This window comes from Actinomadura sp. NPDC023710, assembly GCF_040639875.1.
GTDB classification, from domain to species: Bacteria; Actinomycetota; Actinomycetes; order Streptosporangiales; family Streptosporangiaceae; genus Spirillospora; species Spirillospora citrea.
On record NZ_JBFAGB010000001.1, the window covers coordinates 426,727 to 447,880 of the forward strand.

Genomic DNA, 21,154 nt, shown 5'->3' on the forward strand with positions numbered 1-21,154 from the left:
ATCTGTACGGTATGAGGTCAATGCACCGACCTGGAGCAGGATCTGGTATGCCGCGACCCCCCGCGAAGGCACAGGCGATCAGCAACGCGCTCGCCGCTCGTATCGTCGAGGGCGAGCTGGACCCGGCCGCCTGGCTGCCGTCCGAGCGGGAACTGGCGCGCGTGTACGAGGCCGACCGCTCCACCGTCCGGCGGGCGCTGCGGCTGCTGGCCGAGCAGGGCCTCGTCCATCTGCGGCACGGCGCGGGCGCGCAGGTGCGGGCGGCTCCGCGGGTGCGGCGCGCGGCGTCCGACATCACGCGCCAGGTCGGGGACTGGCGCGGGTTCCACGTGTCGGCGCGGCGGGACGGGCGCACCCCGTTCACCCGGACCGCCGTCGCCGAGGTGGAGGCCGACGACCGGCTCGCGTTCCGCCTGGACGTCCCGGTCGGGGCGCGGGTGCTGGAGCGGGCGCGCGTCCAGGGCGTCGAGGGGGAGCCGCCCGTCCAGACGGCGACGACCTGGGTGGTCCTTGAGATCGTGGAGCAGATCCCGGTCCTGCGCGAGGTCGACACGGGGCCGGGCGGCATCTACTCCCGGCTGGAGGAGGCGGGCTACCGGATCACGTTCGAGGAGTCGGTGACGTGCCGGCTGCCCCGCCCGGACGAGCAGGAGACGCTGGAGATCAAGCCCGACCAGCCCGTCCTGACGCTGTGGCGCCGTGCCCACGACCAGAACGAGCGGGTCGTCGAGGCCACGCACCGGGTGGTGGTCGGCGACCGGCACGAACTCGTCTACCGCTACGGGGCGGGCGTATGAGCGGCGAGGAGCGGCCCGCGGTGCGCCAGGTCGCGTCGCGCGTCGTCTACGAGAACCCGTGGATGGTCGTCCGGGAGGACGAGGTCGAGCGGCTGGACGGTTCGCGCGGCATGTACGGGGTGGTCGACAAGCCCGACTTCGTGCTGGTCATCCCGGAAGAGGGGGACGGGTTCCACCTCGTCGAGGAGTACCGGTACCCGATCGGCAGGCGCACGTGGAGCTTCCCGCAGGGCTCGGCCCCCGGCCGGCGCGAGGCCGACCCGGAGGAGCTGGCCCGGCGGGAGCTCGCCGAGGAGACCGGGCTGCGCGCCGGGACGCTGCGGCGCCTCGGGTACCTGCACTGCGCGCACGGGACGAGCGGTCAGGGTTTCACGATCTTCGTCGCGTCCGACCTGGAGGCCGGGGAGGCCGACCGGGAGCCCGAGGAGCAGGACATGCGGCAGAAGTGGGTGTCGCGGGAGGAGTTCAAGGCGCTCGTCCGGGACGGCCGCATCACCGACGACTCGACTCTCGCCGCGTTCGCCCTGCTCACCATGGATCTGACCGGGTAGCGAGGTCCGGAGGGATCACGACGCGGATGCGGCAGCCGGTGGGGGTGTCCATGACGGTGATGTCGCCGCCGTGCAGCTCGGTGGCCCAGTTCGCGATGGCCAGGCCCAGCCCCGTGCCGCCGCCGGGCGTACCGGCGCCGGACGCGGACCCGCGGGAGAAGCGCTCGAACACGCGGGCGCGCTCCTCGGGCGGGATGCCGGGCCCCTCGTCGGCCACCTCGATGACCAGTCCGCCGGGCGGGTTCGCAGGCCGGGCCGTGACCGTGACGGGGCGGCCGTCCGGGCTGTGCCGGGCGGCGTTGTCGAGCAGGTTGGCGACGACCTGGTGGAGGCGGTCGCGGTCGGCGGCGGCGCGCAGGCCGGGCGTGACGTCCGGCTCGAACACCGCCTCCGGGCGGCCCGCCCGCGCCTCCGCGACGACGTCGGCGACGAAGCCGGCGATGTCGAGGTCGGTCACGTCGAGCGCCGCCGCGCCCGACTCGACCCGCGACAGGTCCAGCAGCTGGGTGACGAGGCGTCCGAGCCGCTCGGTCTGGTCGAGGGCCGTCTCCAGGACGTCGGGCGTCGCGGGCGTGACGCCGTCCGCGACGTTCTCCAGGACGGCCCGCAGCGCGCTGATGGGGGTGCGCAGCTCGTGCGAGACGTTCGCGACGAACTCGCGGCGCTGCCGGTCGACCTCGGCGAGGTCGGCGGCCATCCGGTTGAACGCCTGCGCCAGCTCCCCGACCTCGTCGCGCGAGGTGGCGCGCACCCGGCGGCTGTAGTCGCCGCGCGCCATCGCCCGCGCCGCCGCGGTCATCTCGCGCAGCGGCGCGGTCATGCCGTGGGCGAGCAGCTGGATGACGACCAGCGAGATGAGCACGCCGAGCGGCATCGTCTGCCGGGCGCGGAACCCCAGCGGGTACCCCCACAGCACGATCAGGACGGCGACGCACGCGGTCACGACGACCACGACGCCGAACTTCACCTTGATCGACCGGAGCGGGTCCAGCGGCCGGGGCAGCCGCGCCCACAGCCTGCGGGCGAGACCGGCGCCCTCGGCGGTCACGGCGCGGCCTCCAGGCTGTAGCCGACGCCGTGCACGGTACGGATCAGCTCCTGGCCGAGCTTGCGCCGCAGGGCCTTGACGTGGCTGTCGACGACCCGAGTGCCGGACGCGTCCGCCCAGTCCCACACCCGTTCCAGCAGGACGGCGCGGGTGAGCACCGTCCCCCGGTTGCGCAGCAGGCACGCGAGCAGGTCGAACTCGGTCGGCGTGAGGTGCACCTCGCGGCCGTCCCGGCGCACCCGGCGGGCCCGCTGGTCGACCTCCAGGTCTCCGACGCGCACCCGCCCGCCCCCGGTGTCCATCGCGGGCCGCTCGACGCGGCGCAGCACGGCGCGTATGCGCGCCACCAGCTCGCGCATGCTGAACGGCTTGGTCACGTAGTCGTCGGCGCCGACGCCGAGGCCGACGAGCAGGTCGGTCTCGTCGTCGCGCGCCGTCAGCATCAGCACGGGCACGGGACGTTCCGCCTGGACCCGGCGGCAGACCTCAAGGCCGTCGAACCCGGGCAGCATCACGTCCAGCACGATGAGGTGCGGCTCGTACGCGCGGGCGCGCTCGACCGCCGAGGGCCCGTCCCCGGCCGTCTCGACGCCGAAGCCCTCGGCCGCCAGCCGGTCGGCCACCGCCCGCGCGATCGTCGGCTCGTCCTCGACGACGAGGACGCGCGTCTCGTGTCCACTCACGCCACCGACTCTAGAAGGCCGATTCGTGGAGGCGGGGTGTGGTCTGTGCGGGAGCTGTGAAGATCCTCGGACTACCAGGTGTGGACGGGCTCGTTGTCGCGCCCGTGCTCGACGTAGGCGCGGGTCATCATGCGCAGGGCGTCGTGGCGGCCGACGCCGTGCTCCTCCTCCAGGGCCCGGACGGTGTTGATCTGCCAGGCGGCGCCGGTCTGGCCGGTGACGCAGCGGCGCTCGATGATGCCGAGGAGGCGGTCGCGGCGGGCGGGGTCGACGCCCCAGCGGTCGAGCCCCTCGTGGGCGAGGGGGAGCAGCTTGCGCAGGACGAGCTCGGCGGCGGGCACCTCGCCCATGCCGGGCCAGTAGAGGGTCGATTCGAGGCCGCCGCGTGCGGCGCGGTGCAGGTTCTCCTCGGCGGTGGCGAAGGACATGCGGGACCAGACGGGGCGGTCCTCCTCGGCCAGCATCCGGACGACGCCGTAGTAGAAGGCGCCGTTGGCGACGACGTCGGCGACGGACGGCCCGGCCGGCAGGACGCGGTTCTCCACGCGCAGGTGGGGGCGGCCCTTCACGACGGCGTAGATGGGGCGGTTCCAGCGGTAGATCGTTCCGTTGTGGAGGGTGAGCTCGCCGAGCTCGGGGATGCCGCCCTGGTCCAGCACCTCGCGGGGGTCCTCGTCGTCGCACAGCGGCAGCAGGGACGGGAAGTACCGGGCGTTCTCCTCGAAGAGGTCGAACACGGAGGTGATCCAGCGTTCGCCGAACCACACGCGGGGCCGGACGCCCTGCGTCTTCAGCTCGTCCGGGCGGGTGTCGGTGGCCTGCTCGAACAGGGTGATGCGGGTCTCGTGCCAGAGCTGATGGCCGAACAGGAACGGCGAGTTGGCGCCCATCGCGACCTGCGCGCCCGCGACGGCCTGGGCCGCGTTCCAGTACGCGCCGAACTCGTCGGGGCTGACCTGCAGGTGGAACTGGACGCTGGTGCAGGCGGCCTCGGGGATGATCGTGTCGGTGTGCATGCGCAGCGGCTCGGGACCGTCGATGTCGATGCGCATCTCCTCCCCCCGCGCGGCGAAGATCTGGTCGTTCAGCATCTTGTAGCGGGCGTTGGAGGACAGGGTCTCCTCGCCGATGTCGGTGCGCCGCAGGGTCGGCAGGATGCCGATCATCACGAGCCGGCCGCCCACCTCGCGGGCCCGGTCGTCGGCGTGCGCGAGGTGGTCGCGGACCTCCGTCTCCAGGGCTCCCGTGCCCTCGCCGCCGAGCTCCCGGGGCGGGATGTTGATCTCCAGGTTGAACTGGCCCAGCTCGGTGGCCCACGCCGGGTCCGCGATCGCCTTGAGCACGTCCGCGTTGCGCATCAGCGGGTCGCCGAGCGAGTCGATCAGGTTGAGCTCGATCTCCAGGCCGATGTGCGGGCGCTCGAAGTCGAACTGGGATTCGCCCAGCATCCGGGCCAGCACGTCGAGGCACCTGCGCACCTTGTCGCGATACCGTCGCCGGTCCTCGCCGCTGATGGAGACCGAAGCCACGTCCCTGCCCATGTGTGTCCGTCCCTGTACTCCGGAGGGAATCGTCATAAAACGGGATGTCCCAGTAAGCGATGGTGAAAACACGGCGCGCAGTTTCGGGCTCCCCGTTTCATGACCGGCCGGTAGCGTGTGTCGTCACGCCCGGAGACCGGTACGTCCTCGTGGAGGGCCCATGCGCATGCGCCCCCGGTCCATCCGGGCCAGGGACACGCTCGTCGCCGCCGTGATCGCCGCACTGGTGCTCGGCGTCACCGCGATCGGCGTGGACGTCGCCGTGCGCAGCGCCGTCAAGGCCGAACTGCTCCGCCGGACGCAGGTGGACGCCCGGCGCGTCAGCGGCGGCGTCCGCGACGGGACGCTGGAGGGCCGGATCCGCGACGAGTCCCGCGGCCTCGTGCTGATCCAGGTCGTCGAGCCCGGCGGGCGGGTGACGAACGCCACACCCGCCGCAACGGACAGACCACCGGTGAGCAGACTCTGGCCGCCGAGCAACATGCGGGTCCAGGACTTCACCGAGTGCCGCGGCCGATGGCCGGACCGGGAGTGCTTCGTGGCCGAGGCCATCCGGGTCAGCACCGCGCGCGACTCCGTCGTGGTGTACGCGGCCGCGCGGCAGCCGTCCTATCTGGTGGACGGTCTCCTGGAGGGGGCGCTCGGCTCGGGCGTGCTGCTGCTGGCCGCCGTCGCCGCGGGGGTCACCTGGCGCGTCGTCGGGCGCACGCTCGGCCCCGTCGAGGCGATCCGCACCCAGCTCGCGGAGATCAGCGCCACGGACCTCAGTCGCCGGGTGCCGCAGCCCCCGGGCCAGGACGAGATCGCGCAGCTCGCCCGAACCGCCAACGAGACGCTCGACCGGCTGGAGCGGGCCGTCGCACGGCAGCGGCAGTTCGCCTCGGACGCCTCACACGAGCTGCGCACCCCGATCGCGGGGCTCCGGGCCAACCTGGAGGACGCCTCCATGCACCCGGAGGACAACGACCTGCGGGGCGTCATCGCGTCGGCGCTGCGTGACACCGACCGGTTGGAGTCGATCGTCACCGACCTGCTGCTGCTCGCCCGCATCGGGACCGGCGGGAGCGCGGCGCAGGAACCGATCGACCTGGCGGCGCTCGCCGGCGCCGAGGTCCGCCGGCGCTCGTCCGATCTGAAGATCGTCACCGAGCTGTCCCGCGGCGTCGAGGTGCGCGGGGTGCGGATGCAGCTCGTCCGGCTGCTGGGCAACCTGCTCGACAACGCCGAGCGCTACGCCGGATCGTGCGTGACGGTGGAGGTGGGCAGGGACGGCGGCCGGGCGCTGCTCGTCGTCGCCGACGACGGCATCGGCGTCCCGCCCGCCGACAGGGAACGCGTCTTCGAGCGCTTCACCCGCCTGGACTCCGCGCGCAGCCGCGGCACCGGCGGCGCCGGCCTCGGCCTCGCGATCGCCCGCGAGATCGCCCGGGCGCACGGCGGGACGCTGCGGATCGAGGACCACCCGTCCGGCGCCCGCTTCGCCCTGCGCCTGCCCCTGGAATAACACCCCGGGGAACAGCGGAAAGGCCGCCCGGGACGGGCGGCCCTTCCGGCAGTCGTGGGACCCTCAGGCGCGGACCGCCTGGATCTCCAGCTGGATGTCGACCTTGTCGCCGAGCAGGGCCTTGTCGCCCTTCAGCGGCACGTTGAACTCGATGCCCCAGTCCTTGCGGTTGATCGTGGTCGTGGCGGAGAAGCCTGCGCGGGTGCCGCCCCACGGGTCCTCGCCGACGCCGTTGTACTCGACCGTGAGGGTGATCGGACGGGTGACGCCCTTGATCGTCAGCTCGCCGTCCAGGAGGTACTCGCCGTCCTGCGCGCGGACGCCCTTGGTCGCGAAGGTCATGGTCGGGTGGTTCTCCACGTCGAGGACGTCCGAGGTCCGCACGTGGGCGTCCCGGTCGGCGTGGCGGGTGTCGATCGAGGTGACCTGGATCTCCGCCGTGGCGGTGGACTCCGACAGCTCCTCGGCGATCTGCACGGACCCGGTGAAGTCGGTGAACGTGCCGCGCACCTTGGTCATCAGGTGCCGGATGACGAAGGTGACCTCGGAGTGGGCGGGGTCGATGTTCCAGGTTCCGGCGGTCAGCTCGGGGGCGACGGCGGCGATGCTCATGGGAACTCCTGTCGCAATGCTTGAAACTTCAACGAACTCGTCGAAGGTTAGTTGAGGGTTCAAACAGATGTCAATCCCGGCTTGTTCCCGCAACGCGGCACCGGCCTGAAAAGGCGGTGGAGAAGGCGGCGGAGCACGGATCGCGACTTCTTCCGCACACCGTGCAACCTCCCCGGGCCCTCGCGCGTAGAGACCGGGCACAGAGGCGAGCCGGAGCCCCTTTCCGGCGGGATCACTTGGAGTCTTCGTGAGCGACGAACCACCGCGCGCCGCCGGGCGGACGGCCCGGACGGCGGCACCGGCCCTGCTGGTGACGGCCCTGATCGTGACCGGTTGCGGCGGAGGGCACAAGGGGGCGGCCGCCGGCGCGTCCCCCGCCGGCGGCCTGGAGAGGCTGCCCGAGGCCACCACGTACACGACGCTGGACGACCTGCCGCGGGACGAGGCCCCGTCCGCCAGGAGCGACGGGACCGTGGTGCACCCGAACGACACGGTTCCCGTGTCGGCGAAGCCGGGCGCGCCCGCCGTCGCGGAGCTGCCGAGCACCCAGCTCAAGGGCCCCACCTGGGTGCCCGTCGTGGAGAGCCGCCCCGGCTGGCGGCGCGTGCTGCTGCCGAGCCGCCCGAACGGCGTGACCGGCTGGATCCCCGACTCCGGCCTGAAGGCCGCGCGCAGTTCCAGTGCCGTCAAGGTGGACCTCGGCGACAGGAGGCTGACCCTGCTCCGGGGCGGCCGCCAGGTGGGCGCGTGGTCGGTGGCGGTCGGCGCGCCGAAGACGCCGACGCCCACCGGACGGACGTTCCTGCTCGCCTCCCTCGCCCCCGAGAAGCCCACCTACAGCCCGCTGGTCCTGCCGGTGGGCGCGCACTCGGCCACCCTCGACACCTTCGGCGGCGGCCCCGGGACGGTCGCGTTCCACGGCTGGCCGACGAAGTCGGTGTTCGGCAAGGCCGTCACGCACGGTTGCGTACGCGTGCCCGCCGACGCGCTGAAGCAGCTCGCCAAGGTCCCGCTCGGTACGTCCGTCCAGATCACGGACTGACGCTCCCGCGATCCACCCGGCCGTACGGCCGGGCCGCCGAACCCCACCCCATCCCCACGATCACGAACCCCTGAGGAGAGAACCGTGCGTTTGAAGGCACTCAGCAAGTGCGCGGCCGTCGCCGGCGCGCTGGCCCTGCCCTTCGCCCTGTCCGCCGCCCCCGCCTCCGCCGCCCCGTCCGCCGCCCCCGGCGGCGCCGGTTCGGCGGTCGCCATCTCCGCCACCGGCTCCGTCGTCGTCCCGCCGACCTCCTCGGTGGCGTCCGCGGCGCAGCGGCCCACCAGCAAGAGCGCGGCGGAGCTGCCCGCCAACCCGCTCGTCGAGGCGCGGCTGCTGAACGGCTCCGCCTGGGCCGGGCACGGCCGCGCGTCCGTCGCCGACCTGCGGGTGGCCAAGCTCGGCCTGTCCGCGCACGCGGTCTCCGCCAAGTGCGAGAACGGCACCGGGGTCTCCCACGTGGTGGGCGCGACGCTGGGCACCCGGGCGCTGAAGCTCGGCGCGACGCCCAACACCACCGTCACCACCGACCTGAAGGGCCTCGGCGCGGTCACGGTCACGCTGAACAAGCAGGTCCGCGGCTACGACGGGAACCTCACGGTCACCGCCATCGAGGTGTCGGCGACCCTGGCGGGCAAGACGCAGACGATCAGCATCGCGTCCGCCAGCTGCGGCAAGAGCGGGCCCGGCCAGCCTGGCCAGCCCGGTCAGCCCGGCAAGCCGTCCCAGCCGTCGCAGCCGGGCGAGCCCTCGACGCCCTCGGCCCCGCCCGGCGAGGCCCCCGCCCCGACCCCGGTCCCCGGCGACCTCCCGGTCACCGGCTGAGGCCCCCGTGAGGCCGGGGTCCGCGCCACCCGTCGCGCGGACCCCGGCCTTCTCACGTCCGGGCGGTCAGCGGACGGGACGCCGGAAGGTCGCGCGGTAGTCCTTCGGGCGCCGCCCGGTGTGCTTGGCGAAGAGGGCGGCGAAGGTCCCGGGGTCCCGGTACCCGACCGCGGCGGCGATGGCGGCGACCGTCCGGTCCGTGGTCTCCAGGAGGTGGCGTGCGCGCCGGACGCGGGCCGACTGGAGGTACTCCAGCGGGCTTCGGCCCGTCTCCTGCGCGAAGCGCCGCAGCAGCGTCCGGGTGCTGACGTTGAACGCCTCGGCCAGCGCGGCGAGGTCGTACCGGGCGGCGAGGGCCTGGTCCAGGTGCCGCATGACCCGGCGGGAGAACTCGTGCCCGGGCTGCGGAAGGAGCCGGGCGTCGACGTACGGGGCCTGGGACGAGCGCGCGTCGTCCACGAGCGCCATCCGCGCGGTCGCCCGCGCCACGCCGGCGCCGCTGTGCCGGCGCACCAGCTCCAGGGCGAAGTCGTACATGGCGCTGAACGCCGCCGTGGTGGTCACGCCCGCGTCGGTGACGACCAGGAGGTCGGGCCGGACGTCGGAGGACGGGCAGCGCCGGGCCAGCTCGTCCGCGAACAGCCACGCCGTCGTGGCCCGGCGCCGGTCGAGCAGCCCGGCTGCGGCGAGCAGGAACGCGCCGACGCAGATCGAGACCACCGCGCCGCCCGCGGCGGCGTGCGAGCGGACGGCCGCGACCTCCGGGGCCAGCCCCGCGAGCTTCGCGTCCACGTCGAGACCCGGATGGAGCTCGAAACCCGGCACGACGAGGACGTCGGCCTCGCGGAGCGGGGAGGCGGCCAGCGCCACGCCTCCGGAGGCGACCACGCGGCGGCGCGGCGACACCACCGACACCTCGTAACCGGCGCGATCCGGACCGGCGACGTGCCCGGCCATCGTCAGCAGATCGGGCACGCCGAACACCTCCGAGGCGAAGCAGCCCGGATAAGCCAGCACCGCCACCCGCAACGCGCCCACGCCCGCCTCCCGCCCTTCATCCTGTGGCGAGATTACCCCCGCACATGGCGATCCGGCCTCTCCCGGGGCGGCCCGCCGTCCGGCCACGCTGTCTCCATGAACACTCTCGACGAGCACCTTGACGACCCGATCTCGGATTTCTCCCGTCGGCTCGTGGACGTGGACGGGGTGGTGAAGACGGTGTACGTCGCGGGCACCGGCCCGGCCGTCGTGGTGATGCCCGAGATGCCCGGCATCAGTCCAGACGTCCTGCGGTTGGCGCGGTGGGTGCGGGACGCGGGCCTCACCGTCCACGTTCCCTCGCTCTTCGGCCGCGACGGCGCCCACCCCACGACCGAGGACGGCGAGCGGATCGTCCGCCGGACGTGTGTGAGTGCCGAGTTCCGGGCGTTCGCCGGGGGCGGCACCAGTCCCGTCACGGCATGGCTGCGCGGGCTCGCCCGCCAGGCCCACGCCGAGTGCGGCGGGCCGGGGGTCGGAGCGATCGGGCTCTGCTTCACCGGGAACTTCGCCCTCACCATGGCGCTCGAACCGGCCGTCATAGCGCCGGTCGTCAACCACCCGTCACTGCCGCTGGACGACCCCGCCGGCCTGGAACTCGGCGACGAGGACGCCCGCGCGGTGAAGGAGCGCGTCGCGCGCGACGGCCTGACCGTTCTCGCCTACCGCTTCGACAACGACCGGTGGTGCACCGGCCAGCGGTTCGCCGCCTACCGGGCCCTGCTCGGGGACGCCTTCGACGGGCGCGTGCTCCCCGGCGGCGTCGCGAACACCGACCCGCCGCCGTTCTTCCGCGACGTGGTCGCGAGCCCCCACAGCGTCGTCACCGCCCACCTCGTGGACGAGGAAGGGCACCCCACGCTCCGGGCCAGGGACGAGATCCTCGCCTACCTGACCGAGCGACTGAAGCCCCAGGGCGACTGAAGCCCCAGGGAGCCTGGGGCCTAGGACGCGGCGGCCTCGGGACGGGCGGCGCGGAGCGGGTGCGCGCTGCCCTCCAGCAGGACCTTCGCCACGAGGGCTGGGTCGTCGGCCATGGGGACGTGGCCGCAGCCCTCCAGCCAGACGAAGCGGGCGTGGGGAAGGCGGCGCTGGGCGCGGATGGCCTGGCTGCGCAGGAGCAGGCGGTCCTTCGTGCCCCAGGCGATGGTCACGGGGACGTCGGCGCAGGAGCCGAGGAACCGGGTGGTGCGGCCCGCGCGGAGGGTGGGCTCGAAGCCCGGGGCGTCGCGCATGGCTCGGGCGTCGCCCGCGAGGGTCTCGATGTCCATCAGGTCGGGACGGCCGTAGATCATGCCGAACATGAGCGTGCGGCGGCGCGGGGAGCGGGCCAGCCGGGTGAGGAAGGTCTCGGGGACGCGGGCGCCGAGCCGTGACGCGCGCAGCACCGACATGCCGTAGCGGAACTCCAGGTTGGTGAAGAAACCGGCCGGGGACAGGGCGGTCGCCGAGCTGGCGAGGCCGCGGTCGGCGGCTTCGAGGGCGAACAGGCCGCCGAGGGAGTTGCCCGCGATGTGCGGGCGGTCCAGGCCGAGGGCGGCGAAGGCGTCCGTGAGGGCGGAGACGGCCGTGTCCAGCGTGTAGGGGGCGCCGTCGGGCAGCGGCGGGGAGTCGCCGAAGCCGGGCAGGTCGACCGCGAAGACCTCGCGTTCGGCGGCGAGCAGGTCCATGACCGGGGCCCACCCCTGGCGGCGGTGGCCGATGCCGTGCAGCAGGACGAGGGGCGGCCCCTCGCCGCGGCGCTCGAAAGCGATGTTCACCCGCGCTTTGTCCACGGGCGAAGGGTAGGCCGGAAGTTACTCAGCGGTCACTAGTGATGCTCGTCACGGTGCACTCGGCGGGGCGGCGGTGCTCCAGGGCGGTGCGCAGTTGCGCGCGGCCCCGGTGGATGCGGGAGCGGACCGTGCCGAGCTTGACGTTCAGCGACGCGGCGATCTCCTCGTACGACAGGCCCTCGATGTCGCACAGGACGACCGCGGCGCGGTACTCGGGGGCGAGCCCGTCCAGCGCCTTCTGGATGTCGTGGTCGAGGTGCCGCTCGTCGTAGGCCTGCGCGGGACCCGGCTCGCGGCCCTGCAGGCGCTCGGCGGCGTCGTCGGCGAGGAGGTCGAACCGGATGCGCTGCTTGCGGCGGGCGCGGTCGAGGAACAGGTTCGTCGTGATCCGGTGCAGCCAGCCCTCGAACGTGCCGGGACTGTAGGAGGACAGGGAGCGGAAGACCCGGATGAAGACGTCCTGGGTGAGGTCCTCGGCGTCGTGGCGGTTGCCCGTCAGCCGGTACGCCAGCCGGAACACCCGGGTCGAGTGCTCGCTGACGATCTCCTCCCACGTCGGCGGGGTCCACGCCATCGCACCTGCGCTCACCACTACCCCCGTCTGATACTCAATCGTTACGGCCAAGCATGCCGGTACCCAGATAAGAGCCGTGTAAGAACCTTGGGCGTGGCCGGATCAGGCACGTGATATGTGACTCATCTCATTGGACCGAATGTCGACAAGGATTGAGTCGGCGCCGGTCCCCATGGAGGATCGGGGTCAGTCCCCACCCCGACACGCGAGGACGTGGCATGGCGCGAAGCTACAACCTGGCCGACCTGCTCGAGATCCTGGCCGCGGCGGGGCCGGACCGCCCCGCCCTGGTGGCCGGCGGGGAGCGGCGGACGTACCGGCAGCTCAGCGAGCGGGCGAGCCGGGTCGGGCACCATCTCGCCGAGGCCGGGGTGCGGCCGGGCGAGCACGTGGCGATCCTCGCCCACAACCGGGCCGAGTGGATCGAGGCGATGCTCGGCACGTTCAAGATCCGTGCGGTGCCGATCCCGGTGAACTTCCGCTACGTCGCCGCCGAGCTGCGCCACGTCCTGGCCGACTCCGACTCGGTGGCGCTCATCGGGGAGCGTTCGCTGCTGGCCAGGGTGGAGGAGATCCGCGGCGAGCTGCCGGAGCTGCGGCACGTCGTCGTGCTGGAGGACGGCTCCGCGGCCGAGATCCCCGGCGCGGTCGAGTACGAGAAGGCGCTGGCGGGCGCCGCCACCGGCGACGACTTCCCCGAACGCTCCGGCGACGACCGCTACATCATGTACACGGGCGGCACGACCGGCTATCCGAAGGGCGTCGAGTGGCGCTGCGAGGACATCTTCTTCGGCGCGCTCGGCGGCGGGAACGTCCTCGGCGACCCCATCGGCAGCCCCGACGAGCTGGCCGCCAACGCCGACCAGCCCGCGATGGCCGTGCTCGACTGCGCGCCCGTCATGCACGGCGCCGGCCAGTGGGTCGCGTTCATGGGGTTGTTCAGCGGCGCCAAGGTCGTCCTCTACACGGACCACGCGTTCGACGCGGACCAGGCCCTGCGGCTGCTCGCCGAGGAGCAGGCGAACGTGATGATGCTGGTCGGCGACGTCATGGCGCGCCCGGTCGCGAAGGCGCTCGCCTCCGGCGACCACGACACCTCCTCGCTGATGGCGATCGCGTCCGGCGGCGCGCCGCTGACCGAGGGGGCGAAGGCCGCGCTGCAGAGGCACCTGCCGAACGTCATGTTCCTCGACAACTACGGCGCGTCGGAGACCGGTGCGTGCGGCCCGTCCGTCGGAGGCAGGGAGGGGACGGCCCGGTTCCTGATGAAGCCCGGCATCACCGTCCTCGACGACGACCTGAACGTCGTCCGGCCCGGCGAGATCGGCAGGCTGGCCCGAAGCGGCCACATCCCGCTCGGCTACTACAACGATCCCGCGAAGACGGCGTCGACGTTCTTCACCGCCGCCGACGGGACGCGCTGGTCGGTCCCCGGCGACTTCGCGAGCCTGGAGGAGGACGGGACGATCACGCTGCTCGGCCGCGGCTCCCTGGTGATCAACACGGGCGGCGAGAAGGTGTACCCGGAGGAGGTCGAGGTCGCGCTCAAGGACCACCCCGCCGTGGAGGACGCGGTCGTCGTGGGCCTGCCGGACGAGCGGTTCGGGCAGCGCGTCGCCGCCGTCGTCTCCGCGCGTCCCGGCGCGACCGTGACCCTTGAGGATTTGACCGAGTACTGCCGCGAACGGCTCGCGGGCTACAAGCTTCCGCGGCAGATGACCCTGGTCGACGAGGTACAGCGAACCGCCGTCGGGAAGTCCGATTACAAGTGGGCCAGGAGCGTGCTCGCGTAGAGCCTTGGTAAAGTCACCGCGCGTGGGTTATACCACGCCCGGGCGCTTTTTCCTCGGCGGCGGCCAGTCAAGAATCAATTGATGCCGAGGGAGCGTGCCTTGAGCGCGTTCCGGCGATTAACCGCCGCATGAGTGGGGATCGACTGATACCGCTCGCGCGCCGGTATCGCCTGCTCTCTGTCGTCGGCAGAGGCGGCATGGGCACCGTCTGGCGGGCGTACGACGAGATGCTCGATCGGGACGTCGCGGTCAAGGAGGTCCATCTCCCCCCGCGCATCACCGAGAGCGAGCGCAGGGTGATGTGCAGGCGCCTGTTCTCCGAGGCCCGCGCGACCGCCGCCCTGCGCCATCCCGGCGTCGTCGCCGTGCACGACCTCATCATCGAGGACGGCCGCCCCTGGATCGTCATGGAGTTCCTGGAGTCGTGCTCCCTGCACAGGCTGGTCACGGAGGACGGCCCGCTCGGCGTGCGCCGGGCGGCGGAGATCGGCGCGGCGGTCCTGTCGGTGCTCCGCGCGTCGCACGCGGCGGGCATCCTGCACCGCGACGTCAAGCCCAGCAACGTCCTGCTGTGCGACGACGGGCGCGTCCTGCTCAGCGACTTCGGCCTGGCCGTCCACACCGGCAAGGGCCCGCAGCCGGCCGACACCCTGCTCGCCGGCATCGAGGGCTCTCCCGCGTACCTCCCGCCGGAACGGGTGGACGGCCTGCCGAGCGTTGAGGCGTCCGACCTCTGGTCGCTCGGCGCGACGCTTTACACGGCGGTCGAGGGTTTTTCGCCTTTCCTGCGTTGCCACGCCCTCGCGTCGATGGTGGCGGTTCTTCTGGGCGACTATGCGCGCCCCGTACGGGCCGGGCCGCTGGGTCCGGTCATCGAAGGGCTGCTGCGGCAGCGGCCGGAGGACCGATTGACGGCCGAGGCCACCGCGGAAATGCTGCAAAAGGTTATCGGAACGGTCCCGGAACCTGGTTTCACCCGTGCGCCGGTGCCGCATCCCCGCCGTTTCTCCGCGCACCGCACCGTCCTCGGGCGCCGCGTCCCGTGGGCGCTCAGCGGCGCCTGGGTGTCGCGGGACGCGCCGAGGGCGCCGGTCCCGCGCGGGCCGCGGGTCCCGTGGACGCTGCGCGGCGGCAGGCCGCCCGGGGACCGGTCCGGCAAGCCGCCGTGCGGTTCGCGGCGGGCGGGATGGCGCGTCCCGGCGCTTCCGTCGCAGCGGATGCGGCCCGGGACGGTGGTCAGCGTGGCGCTGCTCGCGGCGCTCGCGGCCGGGGCGGGCACATGGACGGCCCGGTGGACGTCGATCGGCAAGGGCGACGCGGTCGCGCTGCGTCCGGCGGCGGGCGTGTCGGTGAAGACGGCGAAGTACCACGAGGCGGGCGCCTACTCGGTGCGGGTGCCCGCGGGCTGGCAGGCGGAACGGCGTGGCGGCGTGATGACCTGGAAGGACGCCGGCACCGGACGGGGGCTGCGCATCGCCCCGGTCCCCGGCGACTCGCTGGCCGGGCTGCGCGCGGAGGAGCGCGAAGCCGTGGTGGAGCACCGCTATCCCGGCTACGAGCGGCTGCGGCTGGAACCGGTGCCCGAGGTCGTCGACGGCGCCGCCGAATGGGAGTTCACCTGGCGGGACGGTGTCCACGACGCCGTCCGGCACGTGCTGTGCGGCCGTGCGGCCGGGTACGAGTTCTGCTTCCACGCGCCCGACCCGGAGTGGACGCCGGGCCAGCGCCTCTACGACAGGATCCTCAAGTCGTTCAGGCCGGAGAACGGCGGCTGAGCCCCGGCCGGATCGCGGGGCCGGTCAGGTCGTCTGCTGGAGGCGCAGGAGGAACTCGGCGTTGGAGGAGGTGCCCTTCATCTTCTCCAGGAGCTGCTCGACCGCCGCCTGCTTGTCCAGGCCCTGGAGGGCGCGGCGCAGGCGCCAGGAGAGGGCGAGCTCCTCGGGGGACATCAGCAGCTCGTCGCGGCGGGTCCCGGACGCCTCGATGTCGACGGCGGGGAAGACGCGGCGGTCGGCGAGGCTCCGGTCGAGCTTCAGCTCCATGTTGCCGGTGCCCTTGTACTCCTCGAAGAAGACGTCGTCCATGCGGGACCCCGTCTCCACCAGCGCGGTGGCGAGGATGGTGAGCGAGCCGCCGTTCTCGATGTTGCGGGCGGCGCCGAAGAACTTCTTCGGCGGGTAGATCGCGGTCGTCGCGACGCCGCCGGCGAGGATGCGGCTGCTGGAGGGCGCCGCGAGGTTGTAGGCGCGGCCGAGCCGGGTGATCGAGTCGAGCAGCATCACGACGTCGTGGCCCTGCTCGACGAGGCGCTTGGCCCGCTCCACGGCGAGCTCGGCGAGCGCGGTGTGGTCGCGAGCGGGACGGTCGAAGGTCGAGTGGATCACTTCACCGCGCACGGTCCGCTGCAGGTCGGTGACCTCCTCGGGCCGCTCGTCGATGAGCAGGACCATCAGGTGCACTTCGGGGTTGTTCTCCGCGATGGCGTTCGCGACGGCCTGCAGCACCATCGTCTTGCCGACCTTCGGGGGCGACACGATGAGGCCGCGCTGCCCCTTGCCGATCGGCGCGACCAGGTCGATGACGCGGGTCGCGAGCGGGCCGGTGTCCAGGCGGAGCCGCTCGTCGGGGAACAGCGGGGTCAGCGCGCCGAACTCGGGCCGGTTCGCCGCCTCCGCCACCGGGAGGCCGTTCACGGTCTCGACGCGGGCGAGGGAGGGGGCGTCGCCCCGGCCCTGCTTGGGCGCCCTGGCGAAGCCGGCGACGACGTCGCCGGGACGCAGGTGGTGCGCCTTGACCTGGGCGAGGGAGACGTGCACGTCGTCCGGGCCGGCGAGGTAGCCGGACGTGCGGACGAACGCGTGCTTGTCCTGGAGGGAGAGGAGGCCGTGGAAGGGGACGGTCGGCGCGTCGTCGGCCGGGCGCCGCTGCTGCTGCCGCCCGTCCTTGCGGGCGCTCTGCGCGGACATGGCGTGCGCGCCGCGTGCGGGGGCCTTGCGGCCTGCTGCCGGTTCTGATTCGAGGGTGGGGGCGGACATACGGGTCCCTTCTCAGGCGGGCGCACGGTGGGCGGCGCCGCCCGGGGTCGAAGTCCGCGTACGGCGGCGGAACCCGCGGCGCGTACGCGAGAGGAATGCGAAGGATGCAGCTCGGTCCACCGGGCTGACGTCGGCTCCCTTGTGCGGTGGCCCCGCACGCCGTGTGCGTACCGGACCGAAACTCACCGGGCGCTCAGATGGCCCGGGCGGGGAAGAGACGTCCTCGACGCGAGTCGTGATAGTCCAAGGACGTTGCCTTGACAGTACAGCAATCGAGGGCTCTTTCGCATTCCCCCAGGTCGGAGACGGCTTTCACGCGGTTGTCCCCCTGCGTCGGTCCGGGCCGCGGCGTCCCCCGACCCGCGTGCCCGGTGTTCCATGCTGACGGTGTTCACGCTGACGATGAATATGACTACCGGAGCGGCCTCCAGGTTCCGGCGGCCGGTCCGGTGGCGGGGCGCCGGGCCGCGGGCGAATACGATGAGCCGCGCTGCGCGGGCGAGGGAGGACGATGGGCGAGGGGCTGCGGTTCGAGGCGGCCGGGGGCGTCGGGACGGTCACGATCGACCGGCCGGCCAAGCGGAACGCCATGTCGGCGGACATGTGGCGGGCGCTGCCCGGCATCCTGGACGGGTTCGCCGCCGATCCGGACGTCCGGGTCGTGGTGCTGACGGGGGCGGGCGGGAACTTCTGCGCGGGCGCCGACATCTCCGAGCTGGACGACATCCACCGCGACGACGACTCGCACCTGTCGACGGTCGCCGAGCGGGCGCTCGCCGCGTTCGGCAAGCCGACGCTCGCCGCGATCGAGGGGTACTGCGTGGGCGGCGGCTGCCAGCTCGCGGCCGCCTGCGACCTGCGGTTCGCGGCGGAGGGCGCGCGGTTCGGGATCACGCCGGCCAGGCTCGGCATCGTCTACCCGGCCGCCGCGACGGCGCGGCTCGTCCGGCTGGTGGGGCCGTCGGCCGCGAAGTACCTGCTCTACTCCGCCGACCTGGTCGACGCCCCGCACGCGCTGCGCATCGGGCTGCTGGACGAGGTCGTCCCCGAGGGCGGCCTGCACGACCGCGTCGCCGCGTTCACCGAGACCCTCGCGTCCCGTTCCCTGCTCACCCAGCAGGCGACCAAGGACATCGTGGACGCCATCGTCGCCGCGGGCCCGGTCGAGGAGAAGACGCAGCGGTGGCTCGCGGAGGTCGCCGCCAGCGGGGAGGTCGCGGAGGGCATCGCCGCGTTCCTCGAACGCCGCGCGCCCGAGTTCCCCTGGAGATCCCCTCTGCGGTGAGAGACCCGTGGTGAAAGCCCGTGGTGAAAGCCCGTGGTGCGAGTCAGGCGTTGAGGGCGGGCCAGGCGGACACGTCGCAGAACCGGCCTTCGGGGAGGCGGTGGAGGCGCCGGGCGGCGGCGTCGGGGTCGCCGAGCAGCCCGGCGGCGTCGGGGCGGCGCAGCTCGGCGAGCGGCAGCACCCCGCACACCAGCGACTCCGGCGTCCGCGCCATGAGGAGCGGCCCGATCCGCGCGCCGCCCCGGTCGACGTCGCGCAGCGCGCCGAGCAGGGACCGCGCCGGGCCGGTGGACTCCACGCAGTGCTCGCGCAGCGCGGCCACGAGGTCGATGAAGTCGAGTTCCAGGCCGCGCGGGCTGCGTCCGGACAGGTAGTAGCGGTCCCCGTCGGTCAGCTCGACGCGCAGCCCGTGGTGCTCGGCGAACCGCTCGAAGGGGCCGGACAGCGCCGGGCGCGCCTCGCCCGGCACGACGGCGAGGGACCCGGTGACCAGGTCGGCGGGGTCGGCGCCGAGGGACGCGGCGGCGGCCTGGTCGAGCCGCCCGACGAGGTGCCCGCGGAGCACGGCCATCTCGGCGGCCAGCCGCTCCACGGCCGCGCGCTGCTCCTCGGCCGCCTCCCGCTGCTCCTTCAGCCGGCCGCTCACGTCCGGTACCAGCCGGTCGTTGATCTGCGTGACGAGGGACCGGATCCGGGCGTCGGCCTCGCCGAACGCCGCGCGGTCGCTCTCCTGGTCGGCGGTGAGCCGGTCGAGCCGCTCGCGCTGGGACGCGCGGAACTCCTCCAGCTCGTCCCGGGTCCCCTTGAGGGCGCGCAGCTGCGTGCGGATGTCGGCGATCTCGGGCGCGCCCGGCGTCCGCCCTCGCTCGAACGCCAGCCACAGCTCCCGCCCGGCGATCGCCAGGCACAGCAGAACCAGAATCACCGTCATCGCGCCCTCCCCGGGCCTGCTCGCGGGGCAGACTACGCCACCGCCGCGCCCGTCGGCGGACGACTCAGCGGTTGAGGTAGGCCAGGACGGCGAGGACGCGGCGGTTGTCGTCGCCGGTCACGGACAGGTCGAGCTTGGCGAAGATGTTCGCGGTGTGCTTGGTCACCGCGCGCTCGGTGACCACGAGCCTCTCCGCGATCGCCGCGTTGGAGCGTCCCTGCGCCATCAGCTCCAGGACCTCGGTCTCGCGCGGGGTGAGGCGGCCGAGCGGGGTGTCGCGGGTGTTGCGGGCCACGAGCCGGGAGATGACCTCGGGGTCCATCGCGGTGCCGCCCGCGGCGACCCGGCGGACCGCGTCCACGAACTGCGCCGCGTCGAACACCCGGTCCTTGAGCAGGTAGCCGATCGCGCCGGTGCCGTCGGCGAGCAGTTCGCGGGCGTAGAGCTGCTCGACGTACTGCGACAGCACCAGGACGGGCAGCCCGGGGACCTGCCGCCGCGCCTCCAGCGCCGCCTGGAGCCCCTCGTCGGTGAAGGACGGGGGCAGGCGCACGTCGACCACCGCCACGTCCGGGCGGTGGTCGAGCAGTGCCTTCAGCAGGGACGGGCCGTTGTCGACGGCCGCCGCGATCTCGAAGTCGTGCGACTCCAGGAGGCTGACGAGGCCCTCCCTCAGGAGGGCGAGATCTTCGGCGAGGACAACGCGCACGGCAGCTCCATGGTCACGATCGTCGGGCCGCCCAGGGGCGAGCTGAGGGCGAGGACGCCGTCGAATGTACCGATCCGCCGCTCGATCCCGCGCAGCCCCGAGCCGCCCTCCAGCGTCGCGCCGCCGCGGCCGTCGTCGGTGACGGTGATCCGCAGCATGTGGTTCTCGTACCGCATGTCGACCCAGACGCGGGACGCGCCGGAGTGCTTGGCCGCGTTGGTGAGGATCTCCGACACCGCGAAGTAGGCGGCGGACTCGACCGGCGGCTCGGGCCGCGCCGGCAGTTCGGCGGACACCTCGACGTCCAGCGGGTGGTCCAGCGCGAGGGCCCGGACCGCGTCCCCGACGCCGCGGTCGGCGAGCACCGGCGGGTGGATGCCGCGGACGAGGTCGCGCAGCTCGTGCAGCGCCTTCGCCGACGACGCGCGGGTCTCGGCGAGCAGGAGACGGGCCTTCTCCGGGTCCCGGTCGAGCAGGTGCTCGATCGCGCCGAGGCTCATCCCCATCGCCACGAGCCGGGCCTGCGCGCCGTCGTGCAGGTCGCGCTCGATGCGGCGCAGCTCGGCGGCGGAGGCGTCCACCGCGTCCGACCGGGTCTCGGTGAGGTGCTGGACGCGCAGCGCCAGCTCCGACTTCCTCGTCGGGCCGAGGAGGGCACGGCCCCAGTACCCGTAGGCGGTCAGCATCTTCGGGCCGATGACGTATCCGAGGGCGATGCAGGCGGTGGCGACGGCCACCGTGGAGACGACCCGTCCGGTGTCGCGGCCGAACCCCTCGGTGACGTGGATGTAGGCGTACCAGTCGCTGCCGCCGTAGTGCCCGATCATGTCGCCGGCGAAGGCGGCGAGCACGTATCCCCACACCCCGTAAAGGATCAGCAGGGCGGGCAGCGCCGCGGTGAACACCGAGACGACCGGGTCGGTGAGGACCCACAGGTAGTCCCGCCAGGTGGCCGGGTCGCTGATCAGCGCGATGAACCGCTTGAACATGCCGTTCAGACCGGGCTCCTGCTCCGGTTCCGGCAGGTAGGGCCGCGCGATCCGGACGTCGGTCCACCTGTTGATGCGGACCCGGTACGCGTCGAGCTGGTTGCGCAGCAGCATCGCCGAGGACGGGAACAGCAGCACCCCGACGAAGCTCGTGATCATCGAGACGACCGTGATGAACCACAGGCCGACGAGCGTCGCGGGGATGCCGAGCAGCCAGAGGGTCAGCCCGCGCCAGGGCGCCCTCACATGCCGTTGCAGCCGTGTCTCTTCCACCAGTCCACCGTTCACCGGATCCTCCGCGGGTCGCTTGCCGTCTGGAGTCCAGTCTTCTGGCGGCGCCCTCGCAGCACAGTGTGCCCGCAACCCGAGCGTGGGGTGTACCTGAGTACACCCCGGGATCCGCGCCTCCAAAGTTAGAACGAACA

The 21,154-nt window shown here is 73.1% G+C and carries 19 protein-coding genes and 1 pseudogene; 9 read left to right on the forward strand and 11 right to left on the reverse strand.

What is annotated here, in order from left to right; translation table 11 throughout:
- Positions 1-47 precede the first annotated feature (47 nt).
- On the forward strand, positions 48-797 hold the full coding sequence (locus AB0H37_RS01935) for a GntR family transcriptional regulator (protein WP_360610688.1): 750 nt from the start codon (positions 48-50) through the stop codon (positions 795-797).
- A complete protein-coding gene (locus AB0H37_RS01940; RefSeq protein ID WP_329097745.1) occupies positions 794-1,348 on the forward strand; it encodes an NUDIX hydrolase in 555 nt (184 codons plus the stop codon). Before AB0H37_RS01935 ends, AB0H37_RS01940 begins: the two co-directional genes overlap by 4 nt.
- Here the strand turns inward: AB0H37_RS01940 and AB0H37_RS01945 are convergent.
- From AB0H37_RS01945 to AB0H37_RS01955, 3 genes are all read right to left on the reverse strand, one after another.
- Positions 1,326-2,396 carry a HAMP domain-containing sensor histidine kinase gene (locus AB0H37_RS01945; protein WP_360610690.1) on the reverse strand — a complete coding sequence of 357 codons (1,071 nt, stop codon included), beginning with the start codon at positions 2,394-2,396 and terminating at the stop codon, positions 1,326-1,328. The two genes, AB0H37_RS01940 and AB0H37_RS01945, sit on opposite strands and share 23 nt — an antisense overlap.
- Complete coding sequence (locus AB0H37_RS01950) at positions 2,393-3,079, reverse strand: response regulator transcription factor (protein WP_179838116.1); 687 nt, start codon at positions 3,077-3,079, stop codon at positions 2,393-2,395. Before AB0H37_RS01950 ends, AB0H37_RS01945 begins: the two co-directional genes overlap by 4 nt.
- A 71-nt stretch (positions 3,080-3,150) precedes the next feature.
- Positions 3,151-4,620 carry a glutamate--cysteine ligase gene (locus tag AB0H37_RS01955; RefSeq protein ID WP_179838115.1) on the reverse strand — a complete coding sequence of 490 codons (1,470 nt, stop codon included), beginning with the start codon at positions 4,618-4,620 and terminating at the stop codon, positions 3,151-3,153.
- A gap of 160 nt (positions 4,621-4,780) precedes the next feature.
- On the opposite strand from AB0H37_RS01955, the gene AB0H37_RS01960 reads away from it, so the two are divergent.
- Complete coding sequence (locus AB0H37_RS01960) at positions 4,781-6,124, forward strand: ATP-binding protein (protein WP_329097749.1); 1,344 nt, start codon at positions 4,781-4,783, stop codon at positions 6,122-6,124.
- 63 nt (positions 6,125-6,187) lie between these two features.
- Here the strand turns inward: AB0H37_RS01960 and AB0H37_RS01965 are convergent, their stop codons facing one another.
- Positions 6,188-6,736 carry a YceI family protein gene (locus AB0H37_RS01965; protein ID WP_179838113.1) on the reverse strand — a complete coding sequence of 183 codons (549 nt, stop codon included), beginning with the start codon at positions 6,734-6,736 and terminating at the stop codon, positions 6,188-6,190.
- A gap of 247 nt (positions 6,737-6,983) precedes the next feature.
- On the opposite strand from AB0H37_RS01965, the gene AB0H37_RS01970 reads away from it, so the two are divergent.
- Positions 6,984-7,778: a L,D-transpeptidase gene (locus AB0H37_RS01970; protein WP_329097751.1), complete on the forward strand. Its 795-nt coding sequence runs from the start codon at positions 6,984-6,986 to the stop codon at positions 7,776-7,778.
- Between the two features lie 84 nt (positions 7,779-7,862).
- A complete protein-coding gene (locus tag AB0H37_RS01975; RefSeq protein ID WP_360610692.1) occupies positions 7,863-8,600 on the forward strand; it encodes a hypothetical protein in 738 nt (245 codons plus the stop codon).
- A 66-nt stretch (positions 8,601-8,666) separates the two neighbouring features.
- On the opposite strand, the gene AB0H37_RS01980 is transcribed toward AB0H37_RS01975, so the two are convergent.
- Positions 8,667-9,638 carry a helix-turn-helix domain-containing protein gene (locus tag AB0H37_RS01980; RefSeq protein ID WP_360610694.1) on the reverse strand — a complete coding sequence of 324 codons (972 nt, stop codon included), beginning with the start codon at positions 9,636-9,638 and terminating at the stop codon, positions 8,667-8,669.
- A 96-nt stretch (positions 9,639-9,734) separates the two neighbouring features.
- Here AB0H37_RS01980 and AB0H37_RS01985 point away from each other — a divergent pair, with 96 nt between their 5' ends.
- Positions 9,735-10,562: a dienelactone hydrolase family protein gene (locus tag AB0H37_RS01985; RefSeq protein WP_360610696.1), complete on the forward strand. Its 828-nt coding sequence runs from the start codon at positions 9,735-9,737 to the stop codon at positions 10,560-10,562.
- 20 nt (positions 10,563-10,582) lie between these two features.
- Here AB0H37_RS01985 and AB0H37_RS01990 read toward each other — a convergent pair whose 3' ends face one another.
- Both AB0H37_RS01990 and sigE read right to left on the reverse strand, forming a co-directional pair.
- Complete coding sequence (locus tag AB0H37_RS01990) at positions 10,583-11,413, reverse strand: alpha/beta fold hydrolase (RefSeq protein ID WP_360610698.1); 831 nt, start codon at positions 11,411-11,413, stop codon at positions 10,583-10,585.
- 25 nt (positions 11,414-11,438) lie between these two features.
- Positions 11,439-11,987 (reverse strand): RNA polymerase sigma factor SigE, encoded by a 549-nt coding sequence (gene sigE, locus AB0H37_RS01995; protein ID WP_329098486.1) that lies wholly within the window; start codon positions 11,985-11,987, stop codon positions 11,439-11,441.
- 218 nt (positions 11,988-12,205) lie between these two features.
- Here sigE and AB0H37_RS02000 point away from each other — a divergent pair, with 218 nt between their 5' ends.
- Entirely contained in the window at positions 12,206-13,780 is a 1,575-nt protein-coding gene (locus tag AB0H37_RS02000; RefSeq protein WP_360610700.1) for an acyl-CoA synthetase, read from the forward strand.
- A gap of 128 nt (positions 13,781-13,908) precedes the next feature.
- Positions 13,909-15,555: a serine/threonine-protein kinase gene (locus tag AB0H37_RS02005; protein WP_360610702.1), complete on the forward strand. Its 1,647-nt coding sequence runs from the start codon at positions 13,909-13,911 to the stop codon at positions 15,553-15,555.
- Between the two features lie 24 nt (positions 15,556-15,579).
- On the opposite strand, the pseudogene rho reads toward AB0H37_RS02005, so the two are convergent.
- Positions 15,580-16,677: pseudogene (rho, locus tag AB0H37_RS02010) on the reverse strand (transcription termination factor Rho); the annotation flags it as partial.
- A gap of 649 nt (positions 16,678-17,326) precedes the next feature.
- On the opposite strand from rho, the gene AB0H37_RS02015 reads away from it, so the two are divergent.
- Positions 17,327-18,100, forward strand: a complete 774-nt coding sequence (locus AB0H37_RS02015) for an enoyl-CoA hydratase-related protein (RefSeq protein WP_179838105.1) — start codon at positions 17,327-17,329, stop codon at positions 18,098-18,100.
- Positions 18,101-18,143: 43 nt separating this feature from the next.
- On the opposite strand, the gene AB0H37_RS02020 is transcribed toward AB0H37_RS02015, so the two are convergent.
- From AB0H37_RS02020 to AB0H37_RS02030, 3 genes are all read right to left on the reverse strand, one after another.
- Positions 18,144-19,031, reverse strand: a complete 888-nt coding sequence (locus tag AB0H37_RS02020; protein ID WP_360610704.1) for a hypothetical protein — start codon at positions 19,029-19,031, stop codon at positions 18,144-18,146.
- A 64-nt stretch (positions 19,032-19,095) separates the two neighbouring features.
- The gene (locus AB0H37_RS02025; RefSeq protein WP_089310572.1) at positions 19,096-19,740 is read right to left on the reverse strand and encodes a response regulator transcription factor; all 645 of its coding nucleotides are present in this window, start codon (positions 19,738-19,740) and stop codon (positions 19,096-19,098) included.
- Positions 19,704-21,002 (reverse strand): histidine kinase, encoded by a 1,299-nt coding sequence (locus AB0H37_RS02030; protein WP_360610706.1) that lies wholly within the window; start codon positions 21,000-21,002, stop codon positions 19,704-19,706. The genes AB0H37_RS02025 and AB0H37_RS02030 overlap by 37 nt, the downstream gene beginning before the upstream one ends.
- Positions 21,003-21,154: the final 152 nt, after the last annotated feature.